Below are 14,762 nucleotides of genomic sequence, written 5' to 3' on the forward strand. Positions count from 1 at the left end.
AGCAAACCGGACAACCCGTCCACGACAATGGAGGAATTTGTGACCGAGTACGTACTGCCTGAACTTAGCTACGACTACGCAGCGCTGGAGCCCCACATCTCCGCCCGCATCATGGAGCTGCACCACAGTAAGCACCACGCTGCATACGTGGCCGGCGCCAACAACGCGCTGGCCCAGCTGGCTGAGGCACGCGACAAGGGCGACTTCGCCAACATCAACCGCCTTTCGAAGGACCTGGCTTTCCACACCGGCGGCCACGTCAACCACTCCGTGTTCTGGAACAACCTGTCTCCGGACGGCGGCGACAAGCCCGAGGGTGAACTGGCCGCGGCCATCGACGATGCCTTCGGTTCCTTCGACGCCTTCCGCGCGCAGTTCAGCGCTGCGGCGCTCGGCCTGCAGGGTTCGGGCTGGGGCTTCCTCGCCTACGAGCCCATCGGCGGAAACCTCGTCATCGAGCAGCTGTACGACCAGCAGGGCAACGTTGCACTCGGCACCACGCCGTTGCTCATGCTCGATATGTGGGAGCACGCCTTCTACCTGGACTACGTCAACGTGAAGGCCGACTACGTCAAGGCATTCTGGAACATCGTTAACTGGGCCGACGTCGCCAAGCGCTTCGACGGTGCGCGCCAGAACGCTACGGGCCTCATCACCCTCTAAGCGTGACAGACACGACACCCGCCTGTAACAAACTTCACATTTAGGCCGTTTAGGACCGAATCGTGGAAGGTCGGCCCCCGCACTTGCGGGGGCCGACCTACTTAAACGTAAGATGGATCACGGAAGGCGGTTAGCCTTCAGCAATGTGGCTGGTCGCCCTCCGATCTGGTAATCATCTCTGCCCAATGGCGTGCGGGATCTGTTAGTTGGCTTGAACGCCCGCTCAACTAGTTGTGCTTCTACAAGCACCAAGGAGACTGAAAAAGTGACGACCCGTATTGGTATCAACGGCTTTGGCCGTATCGGCCGCAACTACTTCCGCGCAGCACTCGCACAGGGCGCTGACCTCGAGATCGTTGCAGTCAACGACCTCACCAGCCCCGAGGCGCTGGCCCACCTCTTCAAGTACGACTCCGTGGGCGGCCGCCTGAAGGAGACCATCGAGGTCAAGGACGGCAACATCGTCGTCAACGGCAACGTCGTCAAGGTTCTCGCCGAACGCGATCCCGCCAACCTCCCCTGGGGCGAGCTGGGTGTTGACATCGTTATCGAGTCCACCGGTTTCTTCACCAAGGCTGCTGCCGCGAAGAAGCACATCGACGCCGGCGCCAAGAAGGTCCTGATCTCCGCCCCGGCCTCTGACGAGGACATCACGATCGTGATGGGCGTGAACCACGAGCTGTACGACAACGCCAAGCACCACATCATCTCCAACGCTTCCTGCACCACCAACTGCCTCGGCCCGCTGGCCAAGGTAGTCAACGACGAGTTCGGCATCGAGCGTGGCCTGATGACCACCATCCACGCCTACACCGCCGACCAGAACCTCCAGGACGGCCCGCACAACGACCTGCGCCGTGCCCGCGCCGCCGCCATCAACATGGTCCCCACCTCCACCGGTGCGGCCAAGGCCATCGGCCTGGTTCTTCCCGAGCTCAAGGGCAAACTGGACGGCTACGCCATCCGCGTTCCCGTCCCCACCGGTTCAGCCACCGACCTCACGGTCACCGTATCCCGCGAGACCACCGTTGAAGAAGTCAACGCAGCGCTGAAGAAGGCGTCCGAGTCCGACGCGCTCCAGGGCTTCCTGACCTACACGGATGAGCCGATCGTCTCCTCCGACATCGTGGGCGACCCGGCATCGTCGATCTTTGACTCCGGTTTGACCAAGGTCATCGGCAACCAGGTCAAGGTTGTTTCCTGGTATGACAACGAATGGGGCTACTCGAACCGCCTTGTCGACCTCACGGAGCTCGTCGCAGCCAAGCTGGGCTAGGGTTAGACACATGACATTCCACACCCTCAACGAACTGATCGCTGATGGTGTCCGCGGGCGGTACATTCTGGTCAGAAGTGACCTGAATGTGCCGCTCGACGGCTCTGAAGTGACTGACGACGGCCGCATCAAGGCCTCCCTGCCAGTACTGACGAAGCTCACGGACGCCGGTGCCCGCGTGCTGGTCACAGCCCATCTCGGCCGCCCCAAGGGCGCCCCGGAAGAAAAATACTCCCTCAAGCCCGCCGTGACGCGGCTGGCTGAGCTGGCGTCCTTCAAGGTCGCCCTGGCCGGGGACACCGTTGGTGCTTCGGCCAAGGAGCTTGCCGCTTCGCTGCAGGACGGCGAAGCTCTGGTTCTTGAAAACGTCCGTTTCGATGCCCGTGAGACCAGCAAGGACGACGCCGAGCGCGGCGCCTTCGCGGACGAGCTGGTGGCATTGACCGGTGATAACGGCGCGTTTGTTGATGATGCTTTCGGCGCCGTCCACCGCAAGCACGCCAGCGTGTACGACGTCGCCACGCGGCTGCCGTCGTACCAGGGCGACCTCGTGCACACCGAGGTCGAGGTGCTGCGCAAGCTCACCACGGAGACCCAGCGGCCTTATGTTGTGGTGCTCGGCGGCTCAAAGGTCTCGGACAAGCTCGCCGTCATTGACAACCTGATCGGCAAGGCGGACACCATCCTGGTAGGCGGCGGAATGCTGTTCACCTTCCTCGCAGCCGAGGGCCACAAAGTGGCCGGAAGCCTGCTGGAAGAAGACCAGATCCCCGTGGTGCAGGACTACCTGAAGCGGGCGGCGGACGCAGGCACTGAGTTCGTCGTGCCCACGGACGTCGTGGTCGCGGCCAAGTTCGCCGCCGACGCCGACCACGAGACGGTCAGCGCTGACGCCATCGAAGGCAGCAGCTTCGGAGCACAGGGCATCGGCCTGGACATCGGACCCGAGTCGGCGGCTGCCTTCGCCGGCCGGATCAAGGGTGCCAAGACCGTGTTCTGGAACGGCCCCATGGGTGTCTTCGAGTTCGAAGCATTTGCCGGCGGCACCCGTGCCATCGCGCAGGCCCTTACTGAGGCGGATGCCTTCACCGTTGTCGGCGGCGGCGATTCCGCAGCTGCCGTCCGTACGCTGGGCTTCGCGGACGACCAGTTCGGCCACATCTCCACGGGTGGCGGCGCCAGCCTGGAGTACCTCGAAGGCAAGGAACTGCCGGGACTCAGCGTCCTGGACCGCTAGATCCTCCAGCCGGCAGGGCACCCCGCTGAAATATCCGGGGGCCCTGCCGGCTGTTTCCATCACCAGCCCCTTTTGGACAAGCACTTTTTGGAGAACACGTGACAACGTCAACGAACGGCAAGTTCGACCGCACGCCCCTCATCGCCGGCAACTGGAAGATGAACATTGACCACGTCCAGGGCATCACCCTGCTGCAGAAGCTGGCCTGGACCCTGTCTGATGCCAAGCATGACTACAGCCGCGCGGAAGTTGCTGTCTTCCCGCCCTTCACCGACCTTCGGGGCGTCCAGACCCTGGTTCAGGGCGATGAACTGGAGGTCGTCTACGGCGGCCAGGACCTGTCGCAGTTCGATTCGGGTGCCTACACCGGTGATATCAGCGGCCAGTTCCTCAACAAGCTGGGTTGCAAGTACGTCCTGGTGGGCCACAGCGAACGGCGCACCATCCACAACGAGTCCGACGAAGTCCTGAACGCCAAGGTGAAGGCTGCCTTCCGCCACGGCGTCACCCCGGTGCTCTGCGTCGGCGAGGGCCTGGAAATCCGGCAGGCCGGGACGCACGTCCAGCACACCCTTGACCAGCTCCGCGCCGACGTCGAGGGCCTTGCCGCTGAAGAAGCCGCTGAACTCGTGGTCGCCTATGAGCCCGTCTGGGCCATCGGCACCGGTGAGGTTGCCGGACCGCAGGACGCCCAGGAAATGTGTGCTGCCATCCGGGCCGAACTCGTCAGCCTGTTCGGTGACGAAGTCGCCGCGAAGGTCCGCCTGCTCTACGGCGGTTCGGTCAAGGCCAACAACGCCGCGGCCATCCTCAACGAACGCGACGTCGACGGCGTGTTGGTGGGCGGGGCCAGCCTCGATCCCGCTGAGTTTGCTAATATTGTCAGGTTCGAGAGTCACCTGCTGACGGATTAGTCCGGACACAGGCGTGACCCCCGCAATCATCAACTTCTGAAAGGCCGTCGTGGACGTTCTTCATGTCATTCTGCAGATCCTCCTGGGCATCACCAGCCTCCTGCTGACGCTGCTCATCCTGCTCCACAAGGGACGGGGCGGCGGTCTGTCGGACATGTTCGGCGGCGGCATGAGCTCGGGCCTGAGCTCGTCCGGCGTGGCCGAACGCAACCTCAACAGGTTCACGGTCATCCTCGGGGTCACCTGGGGCGTTGTTATTATCGCGCTCGGCCTGCTGATGCGCTTCTCCGGCGGCGGCGACTCCTAGCAGCTGCTTTTCCGCACAGAATCGGGACCGGGAATTTTCCAGGAATTTACACATTCCCGGTACTAACGGCCCTGCCGCCGTCGGGAACTCCGAATTACACTGTGGCTGTTGGTGTCCAATACCGGTCAGTCAAGTAGCCAGGAGTTCCCGATGGTGCATGCTGCTTCAGGGTTCCGGGGAACCCGTGTAGGGGCGGCCGAAGGGTCGGCCCCAAGAATTCAGCCAAACGACGTCGTCGGTGAACGCTTGCCGCGTATTCGTGTTTCTTATTGGTGCGCCAAGGGACACGAGACGCGGCCAGTTTTCATTAAGCTCCCGGAGGACCAGATACCGGCCGTCTGGGACTGCCGCCGCTGCGGAGGCCTGGCATCGCGGGACGAGAGCCGGGTCGAGCTCCCGCATCATGCCGAAGAAGGCTACAAAAGTCACCTTGAGTACGTTAAAGAGCGGCGCTCCAGCCAGGACGCAGAAGATGTCCTGGCTGGAGCGCTGGAACGGCTACGAGCCCGCGGGACCTTTACGGACTAGCTGCTCGGGAACCCGTGCGGCTGCATTCTCATCGATCAGCCAGAGCGTCTGTGAGCGCCCGGTGGGCCCGGCCGCCGGAACCTGAACCGGGTTGGCGCCAGCCAGGGCGAGCCCCACAGCGCCGGCCTTGTCCTCGCCCGCGACAACCATCCAGACCTCGCTGGCCGTGTTGATTGCCGGTAGGGTCAGGGAAATCCGTTCGGGTGGGGGTTTCGGCGAATTCCGGACCCCCACGACCGTGAGCTCCTTTTCCCTGATGCCCGCCTGCTCAGGGAACAACGAGGCCACATGGGCATCCGGACCCACGCCAAGAAGGACCACGTCGAACCGGGGAAGTGTCCCCGGGTTCTCGGGACGGTCATCGGACATGTCCGCGGCATGCTCCTCCGCGGCTGCCTCGGCAAGGCGGCGCGCGTAGTCGGCGGCAGCCTCCTCCGGGCTGGCGAAGTCGTCCGTTGAACCCGGTTCGTGCACCCGTTCCGGGTCAACCGCTATGTGGGACAGCAGGGCCTCATGGGCTTGGAGCGTGTTCCGGTCGCTGTCGGTGCCGCCAACGAATCGCTCGTCGCCCCACCAGAAATTGACCTTCGACCAGTTCACGGCCGGTGCCGCCGCGGAGTCGGCAACCGCCTTGAGCGTTCCGATCCCCACAGTGCCGCCTGTAAGCACCACCGTCGCCTCACCGTGTTTGTCCTGGACGTCCACGAGTTTGGTGATGAGCCGCGCTGCGATGGCCGCCATCAATACGGATGAGTCGGGGTGGATGCTTACTCTGGGATCAGCGCTCACTGGGACGGACACTCCTTAGATTTGTACGGGGCAGTCCAATAGTAATCACTTCACCGAACACTTCGTCGGGATCCAGGCGGCGGAGTTCTTCGGCGAGGCAGTCGCGCAGGCTTCGGCGCGGGAGCGAGATGCGCTGTGCCGGCTGGCCCGGCTGGGTCAGCTCCGCCACGGACAGGCCGGGACGGAACAGCTGGACGTCGCCGCTGGCACGGCTCAGCCGGACTCGGCGGATGCCGGTTCCGGCGGGGTCGGCCACGATGGTCACGGGGGCATCCAGGGCCAATGTCAGCCATGCCGCCAGGAGGAGGGTGCTGGGGGAGTCCGAGGCGCCTTCCACGGCGACGGCCGTGACGGGTGAGGAGTCCACCTGGTCGAGAACGGCCGCGAGCTGTATCCGCCAGTTGGTGAGGCGGGTCCAGGCGAGGTCGGTGTCGCCGGCCTTGTAGGTGTTGCGGATGTTGTCCAGCGCCTTCTGCGGGTCCTCCTCGTTGGCGGAGTCGGTGATCCGGCGGTGGGCTATCCGGCCGATGGAGGTCTCACACGCGCTCTTGGGTGCACCGTGCGGCCACCAGGCCACGATCGGCGCGTCGGGGAGCAGCAGCGCGGCCACGAGGGACTCGCTTTCCTCGGCGAGCTCGCCGTAACCCCGCAGCACGATCACTTCGGAGGCACCGGCGTCCCCGCCCACACGAATCTGGGCGTCCAGGCGGGTCGGCGCGCTGGCGCCGGCGTCCGCGAGGACGATGATCCGGCAGGGGTGTTCCCGGCTGGCGTCGTTGGCCGCTTCGATGGCCTCCTCTTCCAGTCCGGACTTAGTGACCACCACGAGGGTCAACACCCGTCCGAGTGCGATCACGCCGCCCTGCTCGCGCAGGGACATGATCTTCTTGGAGATGGCTGAGGTTGTTGTATCGGGAAGATCTACGATCATGGCCTTCTCCAGGTTCGTCCGTCACGGGCAAGCAGCTCGTCGGCCGAGGCCGGGCCCCAGCTTCCGGGGGCGTACGGCTCGGGCTGTTCGCCCAGGCTTGCCCAGTACTCTTCAAAGGGATCCAGGATCTTCCAGGACAGTTCCACTTCCTGGTGCCGCGGGAACAGCGGCGGTTCGCCCAGCAGCACATCCAGGATGAGCCGTTCGTACGCTTCGGGGCTGGACTCGGTGAACGAGTGGCCGTAGCCGAAGTCCATCGTCACGTCGCGGACTTCCATCTGCGTGCCCGGAACCTTGGATCCGAACCTGATGGTCGCGCCTTCGTCGGGCTGGACCCGGATGACCACGGCGTTCTGGCCGAAGTCGTCCTCGCCGTGGTCGCGGAACAGCAGGTTGGGGGCGCGCTTGAAGACAACGGCAATTTCCGTCACGCGGCGTCCCAGCCGCTTGCCGGCACGCAGGTAGAACGGCACACCGGCCCAGCGCCGGGTGTGGATGTCCACGCGGATGGCCGCGTAGGTTTCCGTGGTGGAGTCGGCGGGGATGCCTTCCTCCTCCAGGTAGCCGAGGACCTGCTCGCCGCCCTGCCAGCCGCCGGCGAACTGACCGCGCGCCGAGTGGGTGGACAGGTCGTCCGGGAGCTTTACGGCAGCCAGGACCTTTTCCTTCTCGGCCCGCAGGTCGTCGGCGTTGAAGGAAATAGGTTCCTCCATGGCCGTCAGCGCCAGGAGCTGGAGCAGGTGGTTCTGGATGACGTCGCGGGCAGCGCCCACGCCGTCGTAGTAGCCGGCCCGGCCGCCGGTGCCGATGTCCTCGGCCATGGTGATCTGGACGTGGTCAACGTAATTGGCATTCCAGAGCGGCTCGAACAGCTGGTTCGCGAACCGCAGCGCCAGGATGTTCTGAACCGTCTCCTTGCCCAGGTAGTGGTCGATCCGGAACACTGCATCCGGCGGGAACACGGACTCCACAATGTCATTGAGCTGCCGGGCCGACTCAAGGTCGTGCCCGAACGGCTTCTCAATGACCACACGGCGCCACTTATCGCCCTCCGCCTGCGCCAGGCCATGCTTGGACAGCTGCCGGCAGACCTGCTCGAACGCCTTCGGCGGGATGGACAGGTAGAACGCGTGGTTCCCGCGCGTTCCGCGCTGCTCATCCAGTTCATCGATCGTGTCGCCGAGACGCTCAAAGGCGTCATCGTCGTCGAACTCGCCCTGGACAAACCGGATGCCCTCCGAAAGCTGGTTCCACACCGCCTCATCAAACGGGGTCCTGGCGTAGGCCATCACGGCAGCTTTCACCTCGGCGGCGAAGTCCTCGTTCTCCCACTGCCGCCGGGCAAAGCCCACCAGGGCAAAGCTCGGCGGCAGCAGGCCACGATTAGCCAGGTCGTACACGGCAGGCATCAGCTTCTTGCGGGCGAGGTCGCCGGTTACTCCGAAGAGGACCAGCGAGGAAGGACCGGCAATACGATTCAGCCGGCGGTCCCGGGGGTCCCTCAGCGGGTTGCGGCCCCGCCCAGCAGATTTCCTGCTGCCGTTTTCAGTTTCTGGCATGGTTGCTTCGGTGCCTTAACTTTCAGTGTGGGATGCTGCCTGGCCGGCGAGCTCTGAAACAATGTCCTGCAGCTGCTTGACGCCGGCAGCGCGGTCCGTGAGGTGCAGGCGGAGGACGGGACGGCCGTGCTCGGTGAGAACCTGGGCGTCGCCGGTGGCCTGCGCCGAGATCAGCTCACCGAACGTGAACGGCCGCTCCGGGATGGACAGGTCCGTGGGGGAGTCGGCAGTTACCTGCAGGAACACGCCGATGGCGGGTCCTCCCTTGTGGAACTGGCCGGTGGAGTGGAGGAAGCGCGGGCCCCAGCCGAACGTCACCGGACGACCGGTGGCCGCAGCGAGCTGGTCGCGGACCACTTCGAACGGGGCGTAAGCCAGCCGGTCGAAGTAGGCCTGGACGCTGAGGTAGCTGTCGTCAGCGAGCTGAGAGAGCAGTGCGGACACGGCTGCGGACGCCGTGGAGGCATCACCCAGCCAGTCGCCGCCGCGGACTTCAATGGCGCCGTCGACGAAATTGGCGGGGGTCGGCTCCGGCTGTGCGTCCAGCAGTCCGCGGGCCGCTATCTTGGCGGCTTCGACGTCGGGCTGGTCGTACGGGTTGATGCCCAGCAGCCGGCCGGCCACTACCGTTGCGAATTCCCACACCATCATCTGCGTTGCCAGGCCGCCGGCAATGGCGACCTGGTTTTCGCCGAGCTGCACGTCGTCGGCGTCGGCCGCCACCAGGCGCACCACTAGGACGTCAGCCGCACCCGAGGTGACCTCCGGCGCGGACGGGCCGGCTACGACCGGAAGTACTCCGGTGCCGAGCTTGCCGGTGGATTCGGCGATGAGCTGTTCGGCCCAGTCGGCGAAGCCGACGATGCCGGATCCGTCTTCCGCAATGACGATCTTGTTGCGCAGCGGGTTGGTGCCGCCAAGGGCCGTTCCCAGGGCGAGGCCGATATTCTCGGGTGCGTCCTCGTTGAGGATTTCGGCTGCCTCTTCGGCTTCATCCAGGAAACCCTGGATGTCCACTCCGGCCAGGCCGCAGGGGACCAGTCCGAAGGCGGTCAGTGCCGAGAAGCGGCCGCCGACGTTGGGGTCGGCGTTGAAGACGGCGCGGTAGCCCGCCTCCCGTGAGGCCTTGTCCAACGGTGAGCCGGGATCGGTGACGATCACGATGCGGCTTTTGGCATCGATGCCGGCATCGGTGAAGGCCTGCTCGAAGATCCGACGCTGGGAATCTGTCTCCACCGTGGAACCCGACTTGGACGAAACCACAATCGCGGTTTCGGCAAGGCGGTCCACCAATGCAGCACTGACCTGTTCCGGGTCGGTGCTGTCAAGCACAGTCAGCTCGACGCCAGCGGTGCCCGCGATGACCTCTGGTGCCAGCGAGGAGCCGCCCATGCCGCAGAGGACAATGCGCGTCACTCCTTCGGCCTTCAGTGCATCGCGGAGTTCCAGGATGCCGCTGACCAGGGGCTGGGAGACGGTAGCCGCCTCGACCCAGCCCAGCCGGATGGCAGATTCCTGTTCGGCGTCCGGACCCCACAGGGTATGGTCCTTCGCGAAAATCCGGGTGGCAATGCGGTCTTCCAGCAGTGCTGGGAGGTGCTGCTCAAGTGCCTCGCGGGCTGCGCCGGTGGCGTCGTAGCTGAGTGTGCTCATGATGGGTTAGGAAGCCTTCCGTGCAGAGGCCAGGGCGCCTTCGACGTCACCCAGCAGTTCCTTCCAGCTGGCCACGAACTTGTCCAGGCCTTCGGATTCAAGCAGTGCCACGACTTCGTTGTAGGAAATCCCCAGTGCGTCGAGTGCGTTCAGCGTCGCATTCGCGTCGTCGTAGCCGCGGGTGACGGTGTCGCCCGTAACGACGCCGTGGTCAAAGGTGGCGTCCAGGGTCTTCTCCGGCATGGTGTTGACGACGCCGGGTGCGACGAGTTCGGTGACGTAGAGGGTGTCCGGGTAGGCCGGGTCCTTTACACCGGTGGAAGCCCACAACGGACGCTGCGGCAGGGCGCCGGCTTCGGCCAGCAAGGCCCAGCGTTCGGTGGAGAAGAGCTCTTCATAGACCTGGTAGGCGAGGCGGGCGTTGGCCAGTCCGGCCTTGCCCTTGAGTGCCTTGGCTTCGTCGGTTCCGACGGCGTCGAGGCGCTTGTCGATTTCGGCGTCCACGCGGGAGACAAAGAAGGATGCGACCGAGTGGATCTTGGAGAGGTCGTGGCCGTTGCCCTTGGCCTGCTCCAGGCCGGACTGGAAGGCGTTGATGACTGCGCGGTAGCGTTCCAGCGAGAAGATCAAGGTGACGTTGACGCTGATGCCCTCGGCCAGGGTCGCCGTGATGGCTTCGAGGCCTTCAAGGGTTGCCGGGATCTTGATCAGGACGTTGTCCTTGCCGACCTTCTTGTACAGGTGCTTCGCTTCGGCGATGGTGCCAGCGGTGTCCCAGGCGAGGCGGGGATCCACTTCGATGGACACGCGGCCGTCAACACCCTTGGTCGCGGCGGCGACGGGAGCGAACAGGTCGCAGGCGTCGGCGACGTCGGTGGTGGTGATTTCGAAGACGGTCTCTTCAACGGAAGCGCCGGCCGCTGCCTGGGCTGCGATGACGGTGTCGTAGTCGTGGCCGGTCGTGATGGCGGCGTGGAAGATGGACGGGTTGGTGGTGACGCCAACGACGTTCTTCTCTTCGATGAGTTTGCGCAGGGTGCCGGTCTGCAGGCGGCCGCGGGAGAGGTCGTCAAGCCAGATCGAGACGCCGGCGTCCGAGAGCTGCTGGGTGGGGGTAGTCATGTCATTAACTCCTGGAAATCATGGGTTCCGGGGGACCTGGGTCCCCCGGAACCGTGGTGTTGGATCAGTTGGCGAGACCTGCGAGGGATTCCTTCGCGGCGGCGGTGACTGCTTCGGCGGTGATGCCGAATTCCTGGAAGAGGCGCTTGTAGTCGGCGGAGGCGCCGAAGTGCTCGAGGCTGATGGAACGGCCGGCGTCGCCAACGAATTCCTTCCAGCCCAGGGCAAGCCCGGCTTCAACGGAGACACGTGCCTTGACGCTGGCCGGGAGGACGGCGTCGCGGTAGGCGGCGTCCTGCTTGTTGAACCACTCGACACACGGCATCGACACCACGCGGGTGGGGATGCCTTCGGCCTGGAGCGCTTCGCGGGCGTTCACGGCCAGCTGGACCTCGGACCCGGTGCCGATCAGGATGACCTGGGCGTCTGCCGTTTTGCCGTCCTTGGACGCTTCGGCCAGGACGTAGCCGCCCTTGGCCACGCCGGAGACGGCACCGAAGGTGTCGCCCTCGGCGTCGCCTTCGCCGCGGGCGTAGGTGGGGATGTTCTGGCGGGTCAGGACAATGCCGGCCGGGTTCTCGTGGTTTTCGAGCATGACCTTCCAGGCTGCGGCGACCTCGTTGGCGTCACCGGGGCGGACAACGTCCAGGCCCGGGATGGCGCGGAGTGAGGCCAGCTGCTCCACCGGCTGGTGGGTGGGGCCGTCTTCGCCCAGGCCGATGGAGTCGTGCGTCCAGACGTACAGGGACGGGACACCCATCAGTGCACCGAGGCGGATGGCCGGGCGCTGGTAATCGGAGAAGATCAGGAACGTGCCGGAGAACGCGCGGGTCTTGCCGTGCAGGGCGATGCCGTTCACGATCGAGGCCGCGGCGTGCTCACGGATGCCGAAGTGCAGGACCCGGCCGTAGGGGTTGCCCTTCCACGCCTCGGTGGAGCGGGAAGCGGGAATGAACGACGGCGAACCCTCGATGGTGGTGTTGTTGGATTCGGCGAGGTCGGCCGAACCGCCCCACAGTTCCGGCATGACCGGGCCGATTGCGTTCAGGACCTTGCCCGACGCGGCGCGGGTGGAGACGTCCTTGCCGGCTTCGAACACGGGCAGGGCGCCGTCGAGCTCGACGGGCAGCTTGCGGGCCTCGACTCGCTCGAGCAGTGCGGCCGCTTCCGGGTTCCCGGCCTGCCATGCTTCGAAAGAGTCCTGCCATTCGGTGCGGGCGGCGGCACCGCGGTCCACGACGGCGCGGGCGTGGGCCAGCACCTCCTCGTCAACCTCGAAGGTCTTCGCGGGGTCAAAGCCCAGCACGCTCTTCAGTGCCGCGACTTCCTCGGCGCCCAGGGCCGAGCCATGGATCTTGCCGGTGTTCTGCTTCTTCGGGGCCGGGTAGCCGATGATGGTGCGCAGCGACACGATCGAGGGCTTGGAGGTCTCCGCCTTCGCGGCGATCAGGGCGGCGTACAGTTCCTGCACGTCTTCCTTGTATTCGCCGGTCTTGGTCCAGTCCACGCGCTGGACGTGCCAGCCGTACGCCTCGTAGCGCTTGAGGACGTCCTCGGTGAAGGCGACGTCGGTGTCGTCCTCGATGGAGATGTGGTTCTCGTCGTAAACAACGACAAGGTTGCCGAGTTCCTGGTGGCCGGCCAGCGAGGACGCCTCGGAGGTCACGCCTTCCTGGAGGTCGCCGTCGGACGCAATGACCCAGATGGTGTGGTCGAACGGGGACTCACCGGCGGGAGCGTCGGCGTCGAACAGGCCGCGTTGGCGGCGCTGGGAGTACGCGAAGCCGACCGAGGAGGCCAGGCCCTGGCCCAGCGGGCCGGTGGTGATCTCCACACCGGCGGTGTGCTTGTACTCCGGGTGCCCCGGTGTCAGCGAACCCCAGGTACGCAACGCCTTCAGGTCATCGAGCTCCAGGCCGTAGCCGGAAAGGAACAGCTGGATGTACAGCGTCAGGGACGTGTGGCCGGGGGAGAGGATGAACCGGTCGCGGCCGATCCAGTCCGGGTTCTTCGGGTCATGGCGCATCAGCTTCTGGAAGAGAAGGTACGCAGCCGGGGCCAGGCTCATCGCGGTGCCCGGGTGGCCGTTCCCTACTTTTTCGACCGCATCCGCGGCCAGAATGCGGACCGTATCAACGGCTCGCTGGTCCAAACTGGTCCATGACAGTTCTTGCTCTTCCAAATGTGGCACGAAAACCGGGCCCCTCTCTGTGCTGACGGCAGGTGGTACGAACAGGCCGGAGCGGGGGCACGCGTGTTGGTGCCCGCTGCGGTTAGTACCAGCCGTTCACCATTGAAACGTTGATCTTCATTCAGTCGCGTTCGAGATTCCGGGAATGCGCATTCCATTGGCATTCCTTGCGTGCTGATCTGCAGACAGCTTAGCCCCATTCCAAGGGCTGGTCAGCGTGTATCTCACTAAGTGGACTGAATTTTCCTTATATGAATCACCACGCTGTGCCACTGCCGTGAGGATCGGTTAACCTGCCGGAATCATGGAGGCTTTGGGCGCCGGAGAGCCACGGTATGATATTCGGAGGCCACCGCCGGAGGGAGCGGGCCCTATTTGGGCCGCCGCCGCTGCGAGAACCAGCCGGACTGAACAGCCAGACAGAACAGAGTGACTGCCACCGTGAGCACAACAGATACGCCGCTGAACGCCTCCCGGCTCCCCGGAAAGATCGGGATAGCCCGCAAAGCCAAGGCGTACCTTGCCCTCACGAAACCGCGGGTCATCGAGCTCCTGCTTGTGAGCACGCTGCCCACCATGATCTACGCCGAACGCGGATTCCCCTCCATCGGGCTGATCCTGGCGACGCTCGTGGGTGGAGCGTTCGCTGCCGGCAGTGCCGGTGCGTTCAACTGCTACATCGACCGCGACATCGACAAATTGATGCACCGGACCGAGAACCGGCCCCTGGTAACCGGTGAAGTGACGCCGCGCGAAGCGCTCGTGTTTTCCTGGTTGCTGGGTGCGGCCGCCATCGCGATCCTCTGGTTCGGCGCCAACCCTCTCTCAGCATGGCTTGGCCTCGGCGCCATCGTCTTCTACGTGGTCATTTACACAATGATCCTCAAGCGCCGCACGGCCCAGAACATCGTCTGGGGCGGAGCGGCAGGCTGCTTCCCGGTCCTGATCGCCTGGTCCGCCGTGACCAACACTGTGGAGTGGCCCGCCATCGTCCTGTTCATGGTGATCTTCCTGTGGACTCCGCCGCACTACTGGCCGCTGTCCATGCGCTACGGCGAGGACTACCGCAACGCCAACGTGCCGATGCTCGGGGCAATCGCCGGCGCGAAAGTCGTCTCGGTCCAGGTCGTCCTGTACGCGTGGGCCATGGTTGCCTGCTCGCTGCTGCTGGTCCCTGCGGGCGGGGCGGGCTGGGTGTACACCGTCACCGCCGTCGTCGCCGGCGCCTGGTTCCTGTACGAATCGCACGCCCTGTACAACCGGGCCCAGGGTGGCGACGTCTCCAACAAGGGCGCCATGAAGGTCTTCCACGGTTCAATTAGCTACCTGACCCTGCTCTTCATCGCACTGGCCGTGGACCCCTTCGTGGGTTCAGCCATCATGGGCTAGCCCCCTTCCCACTTCCTAACCCCGGACGCTCTCTCACGTCCTGCGGGTTAATAGCGGACGCTCTCTCACTTCCTGCGGGTTAATAGCGGACGCTCTCTCACCTCTAGTGGCAAAATCGGCGACGCTCTCTCAGCTTCCGCAGCTTTCCGGAAAGGCTCCTTCACCCCATGGTGAAGGAGCCTTTCGTTTTGGGCCGCAGGATC

General features: G+C 64.8%; 13 protein-coding genes. 7 read left to right on the top strand and 6 right to left on the bottom strand.

Translation table 11 applies throughout. The features are described from left to right. The first annotated feature begins 39 nt into the window (after positions 1–39). The 6 genes from ACSQ1X_RS10515 (at position 40) to ACSQ1X_RS10540 (ending at position 4,925) form a co-directional block, all read left to right on the top strand. Entirely contained in the window at positions 40–663 is a 624-nt protein-coding gene (locus tag ACSQ1X_RS10515; RefSeq protein WP_055805923.1) for a superoxide dismutase, read from the top strand. 265 nt (positions 664–928) lie between these two features. Continuing rightward, complete coding sequence (gap, locus tag ACSQ1X_RS10520; RefSeq protein WP_055805911.1) at positions 929–1,939, top strand: type I glyceraldehyde-3-phosphate dehydrogenase; 1,011 nt, start codon at positions 929–931, stop codon at positions 1,937–1,939. Between the two features lie 10 nt (positions 1,940–1,949). Further along, on the top strand, positions 1,950–3,176 hold the full coding sequence (locus ACSQ1X_RS10525) for a phosphoglycerate kinase (RefSeq protein ID WP_436057639.1): 1,227 nt from the start codon (positions 1,950–1,952) through the stop codon (positions 3,174–3,176). 98 nt (positions 3,177–3,274) lie between these two features. Then, entirely contained in the window at positions 3,275–4,090 is an 816-nt protein-coding gene (gene tpiA, locus ACSQ1X_RS10530; RefSeq protein WP_436057640.1) for a triose-phosphate isomerase, read from the top strand. Positions 4,091–4,139: 49 nt separating this feature from the next. Next, positions 4,140–4,397: a preprotein translocase subunit SecG gene (secG, locus tag ACSQ1X_RS10535; protein ID WP_011691936.1), complete on the top strand. Its 258-nt coding sequence runs from the start codon at positions 4,140–4,142 to the stop codon at positions 4,395–4,397. Positions 4,398–4,547: 150 nt separating this feature from the next. Then, positions 4,548–4,925: an RNA polymerase-binding protein RbpA gene (locus tag ACSQ1X_RS10540; protein ID WP_436059325.1), complete on the top strand. Its 378-nt coding sequence runs from the start codon at positions 4,548–4,550 to the stop codon at positions 4,923–4,925. Here the strand turns inward: ACSQ1X_RS10540 and pgl are convergent. From pgl to tkt, 6 genes are all read right to left on the bottom strand, one after another. Then, on the bottom strand, positions 4,896–5,714 hold the full coding sequence (pgl, locus tag ACSQ1X_RS10545; RefSeq protein ID WP_055805899.1) for a 6-phosphogluconolactonase: 819 nt from the start codon (positions 5,712–5,714) through the stop codon (positions 4,896–4,898). The two genes, ACSQ1X_RS10540 and pgl, sit on opposite strands and share 30 nt — an antisense overlap. Continuing rightward, the gene (locus ACSQ1X_RS10550; RefSeq protein ID WP_055805896.1) at positions 5,704–6,645 is read right to left on the bottom strand and encodes a glucose-6-phosphate dehydrogenase assembly protein OpcA; all 942 of its coding nucleotides are present in this window, start codon (positions 6,643–6,645) and stop codon (positions 5,704–5,706) included. Before ACSQ1X_RS10550 ends, pgl begins: the two co-directional genes overlap by 11 nt. Then, on the bottom strand, positions 6,642–8,204 hold the full coding sequence (zwf, locus tag ACSQ1X_RS10555) for a glucose-6-phosphate dehydrogenase (RefSeq protein WP_436057641.1): 1,563 nt from the start codon (positions 8,202–8,204) through the stop codon (positions 6,642–6,644). The genes ACSQ1X_RS10550 and zwf overlap by 4 nt, the downstream gene beginning before the upstream one ends. A gap of 15 nt (positions 8,205–8,219) precedes the next feature. Next, on the bottom strand, positions 8,220–9,857 hold the full coding sequence (locus ACSQ1X_RS10560) for a glucose-6-phosphate isomerase (protein WP_436057642.1): 1,638 nt from the start codon (positions 9,855–9,857) through the stop codon (positions 8,220–8,222). Positions 9,858–9,863: 6 nt separating this feature from the next. Next, entirely contained in the window at positions 9,864–10,979 is a 1,116-nt protein-coding gene (gene tal, locus ACSQ1X_RS10565; RefSeq protein WP_436057643.1) for a transaldolase, read from the bottom strand. Between the two features lie 64 nt (positions 10,980–11,043). Further along, complete coding sequence (tkt, locus tag ACSQ1X_RS10570) at positions 11,044–13,161, bottom strand: transketolase (protein ID WP_436059326.1); 2,118 nt, start codon at positions 13,159–13,161, stop codon at positions 11,044–11,046. Between the two features lie 438 nt (positions 13,162–13,599). On the opposite strand from tkt, the gene ACSQ1X_RS10575 reads away from it, so the two are divergent. Further along, a complete protein-coding gene (locus tag ACSQ1X_RS10575; RefSeq protein WP_055805882.1) occupies positions 13,600–14,559 on the top strand; it encodes a heme o synthase in 960 nt (319 codons plus the stop codon). Positions 14,560–14,762: the final 203 nt, after the last annotated feature.

It is taken from the genome of Arthrobacter sp. LjRoot78 (assembly GCF_964254335.1).
In the GTDB taxonomy this organism is placed as follows: Bacteria; Actinomycetota; Actinomycetes; order Actinomycetales; family Micrococcaceae; genus Arthrobacter.

Excerpts from the sequence above, each read along its gene's own strand:
- ACSQ1X_RS10525 (WP_436057639.1), top strand. The coding sequence starts at position 1,950 with ATGACATTCCACACCCTCAACGAACTGATCGCTGATGGTGTCCGCGGG.
- ACSQ1X_RS10540 (WP_436059325.1), top strand. The coding sequence starts at position 4,548 with ATGGTGCATGCTGCTTCAGGGTTCCGGGGAACCCGTGTAGGGGCGGCC.
- ACSQ1X_RS10550 (WP_055805896.1), bottom strand. The coding sequence starts at position 6,645 with ATGATCGTAGATCTTCCCGATACAACAACCTCAGCCATCTCCAAGAAG.
- zwf (WP_436057641.1), bottom strand. The coding sequence starts at position 8,204 with ATGCCAGAAACTGAAAACGGCAGCAGGAAATCTGCTGGGCGGGGCCGC.
- ACSQ1X_RS10560 (WP_436057642.1), bottom strand. The coding sequence starts at position 9,857 with ATGAGCACACTCAGCTACGACGCCACCGGCGCAGCCCGCGAGGCACTT.
- tal (WP_436057643.1), bottom strand. The coding sequence starts at position 10,979 with ATGACTACCCCCACCCAGCAGCTCTCGGACGCCGGCGTCTCGATCTGG.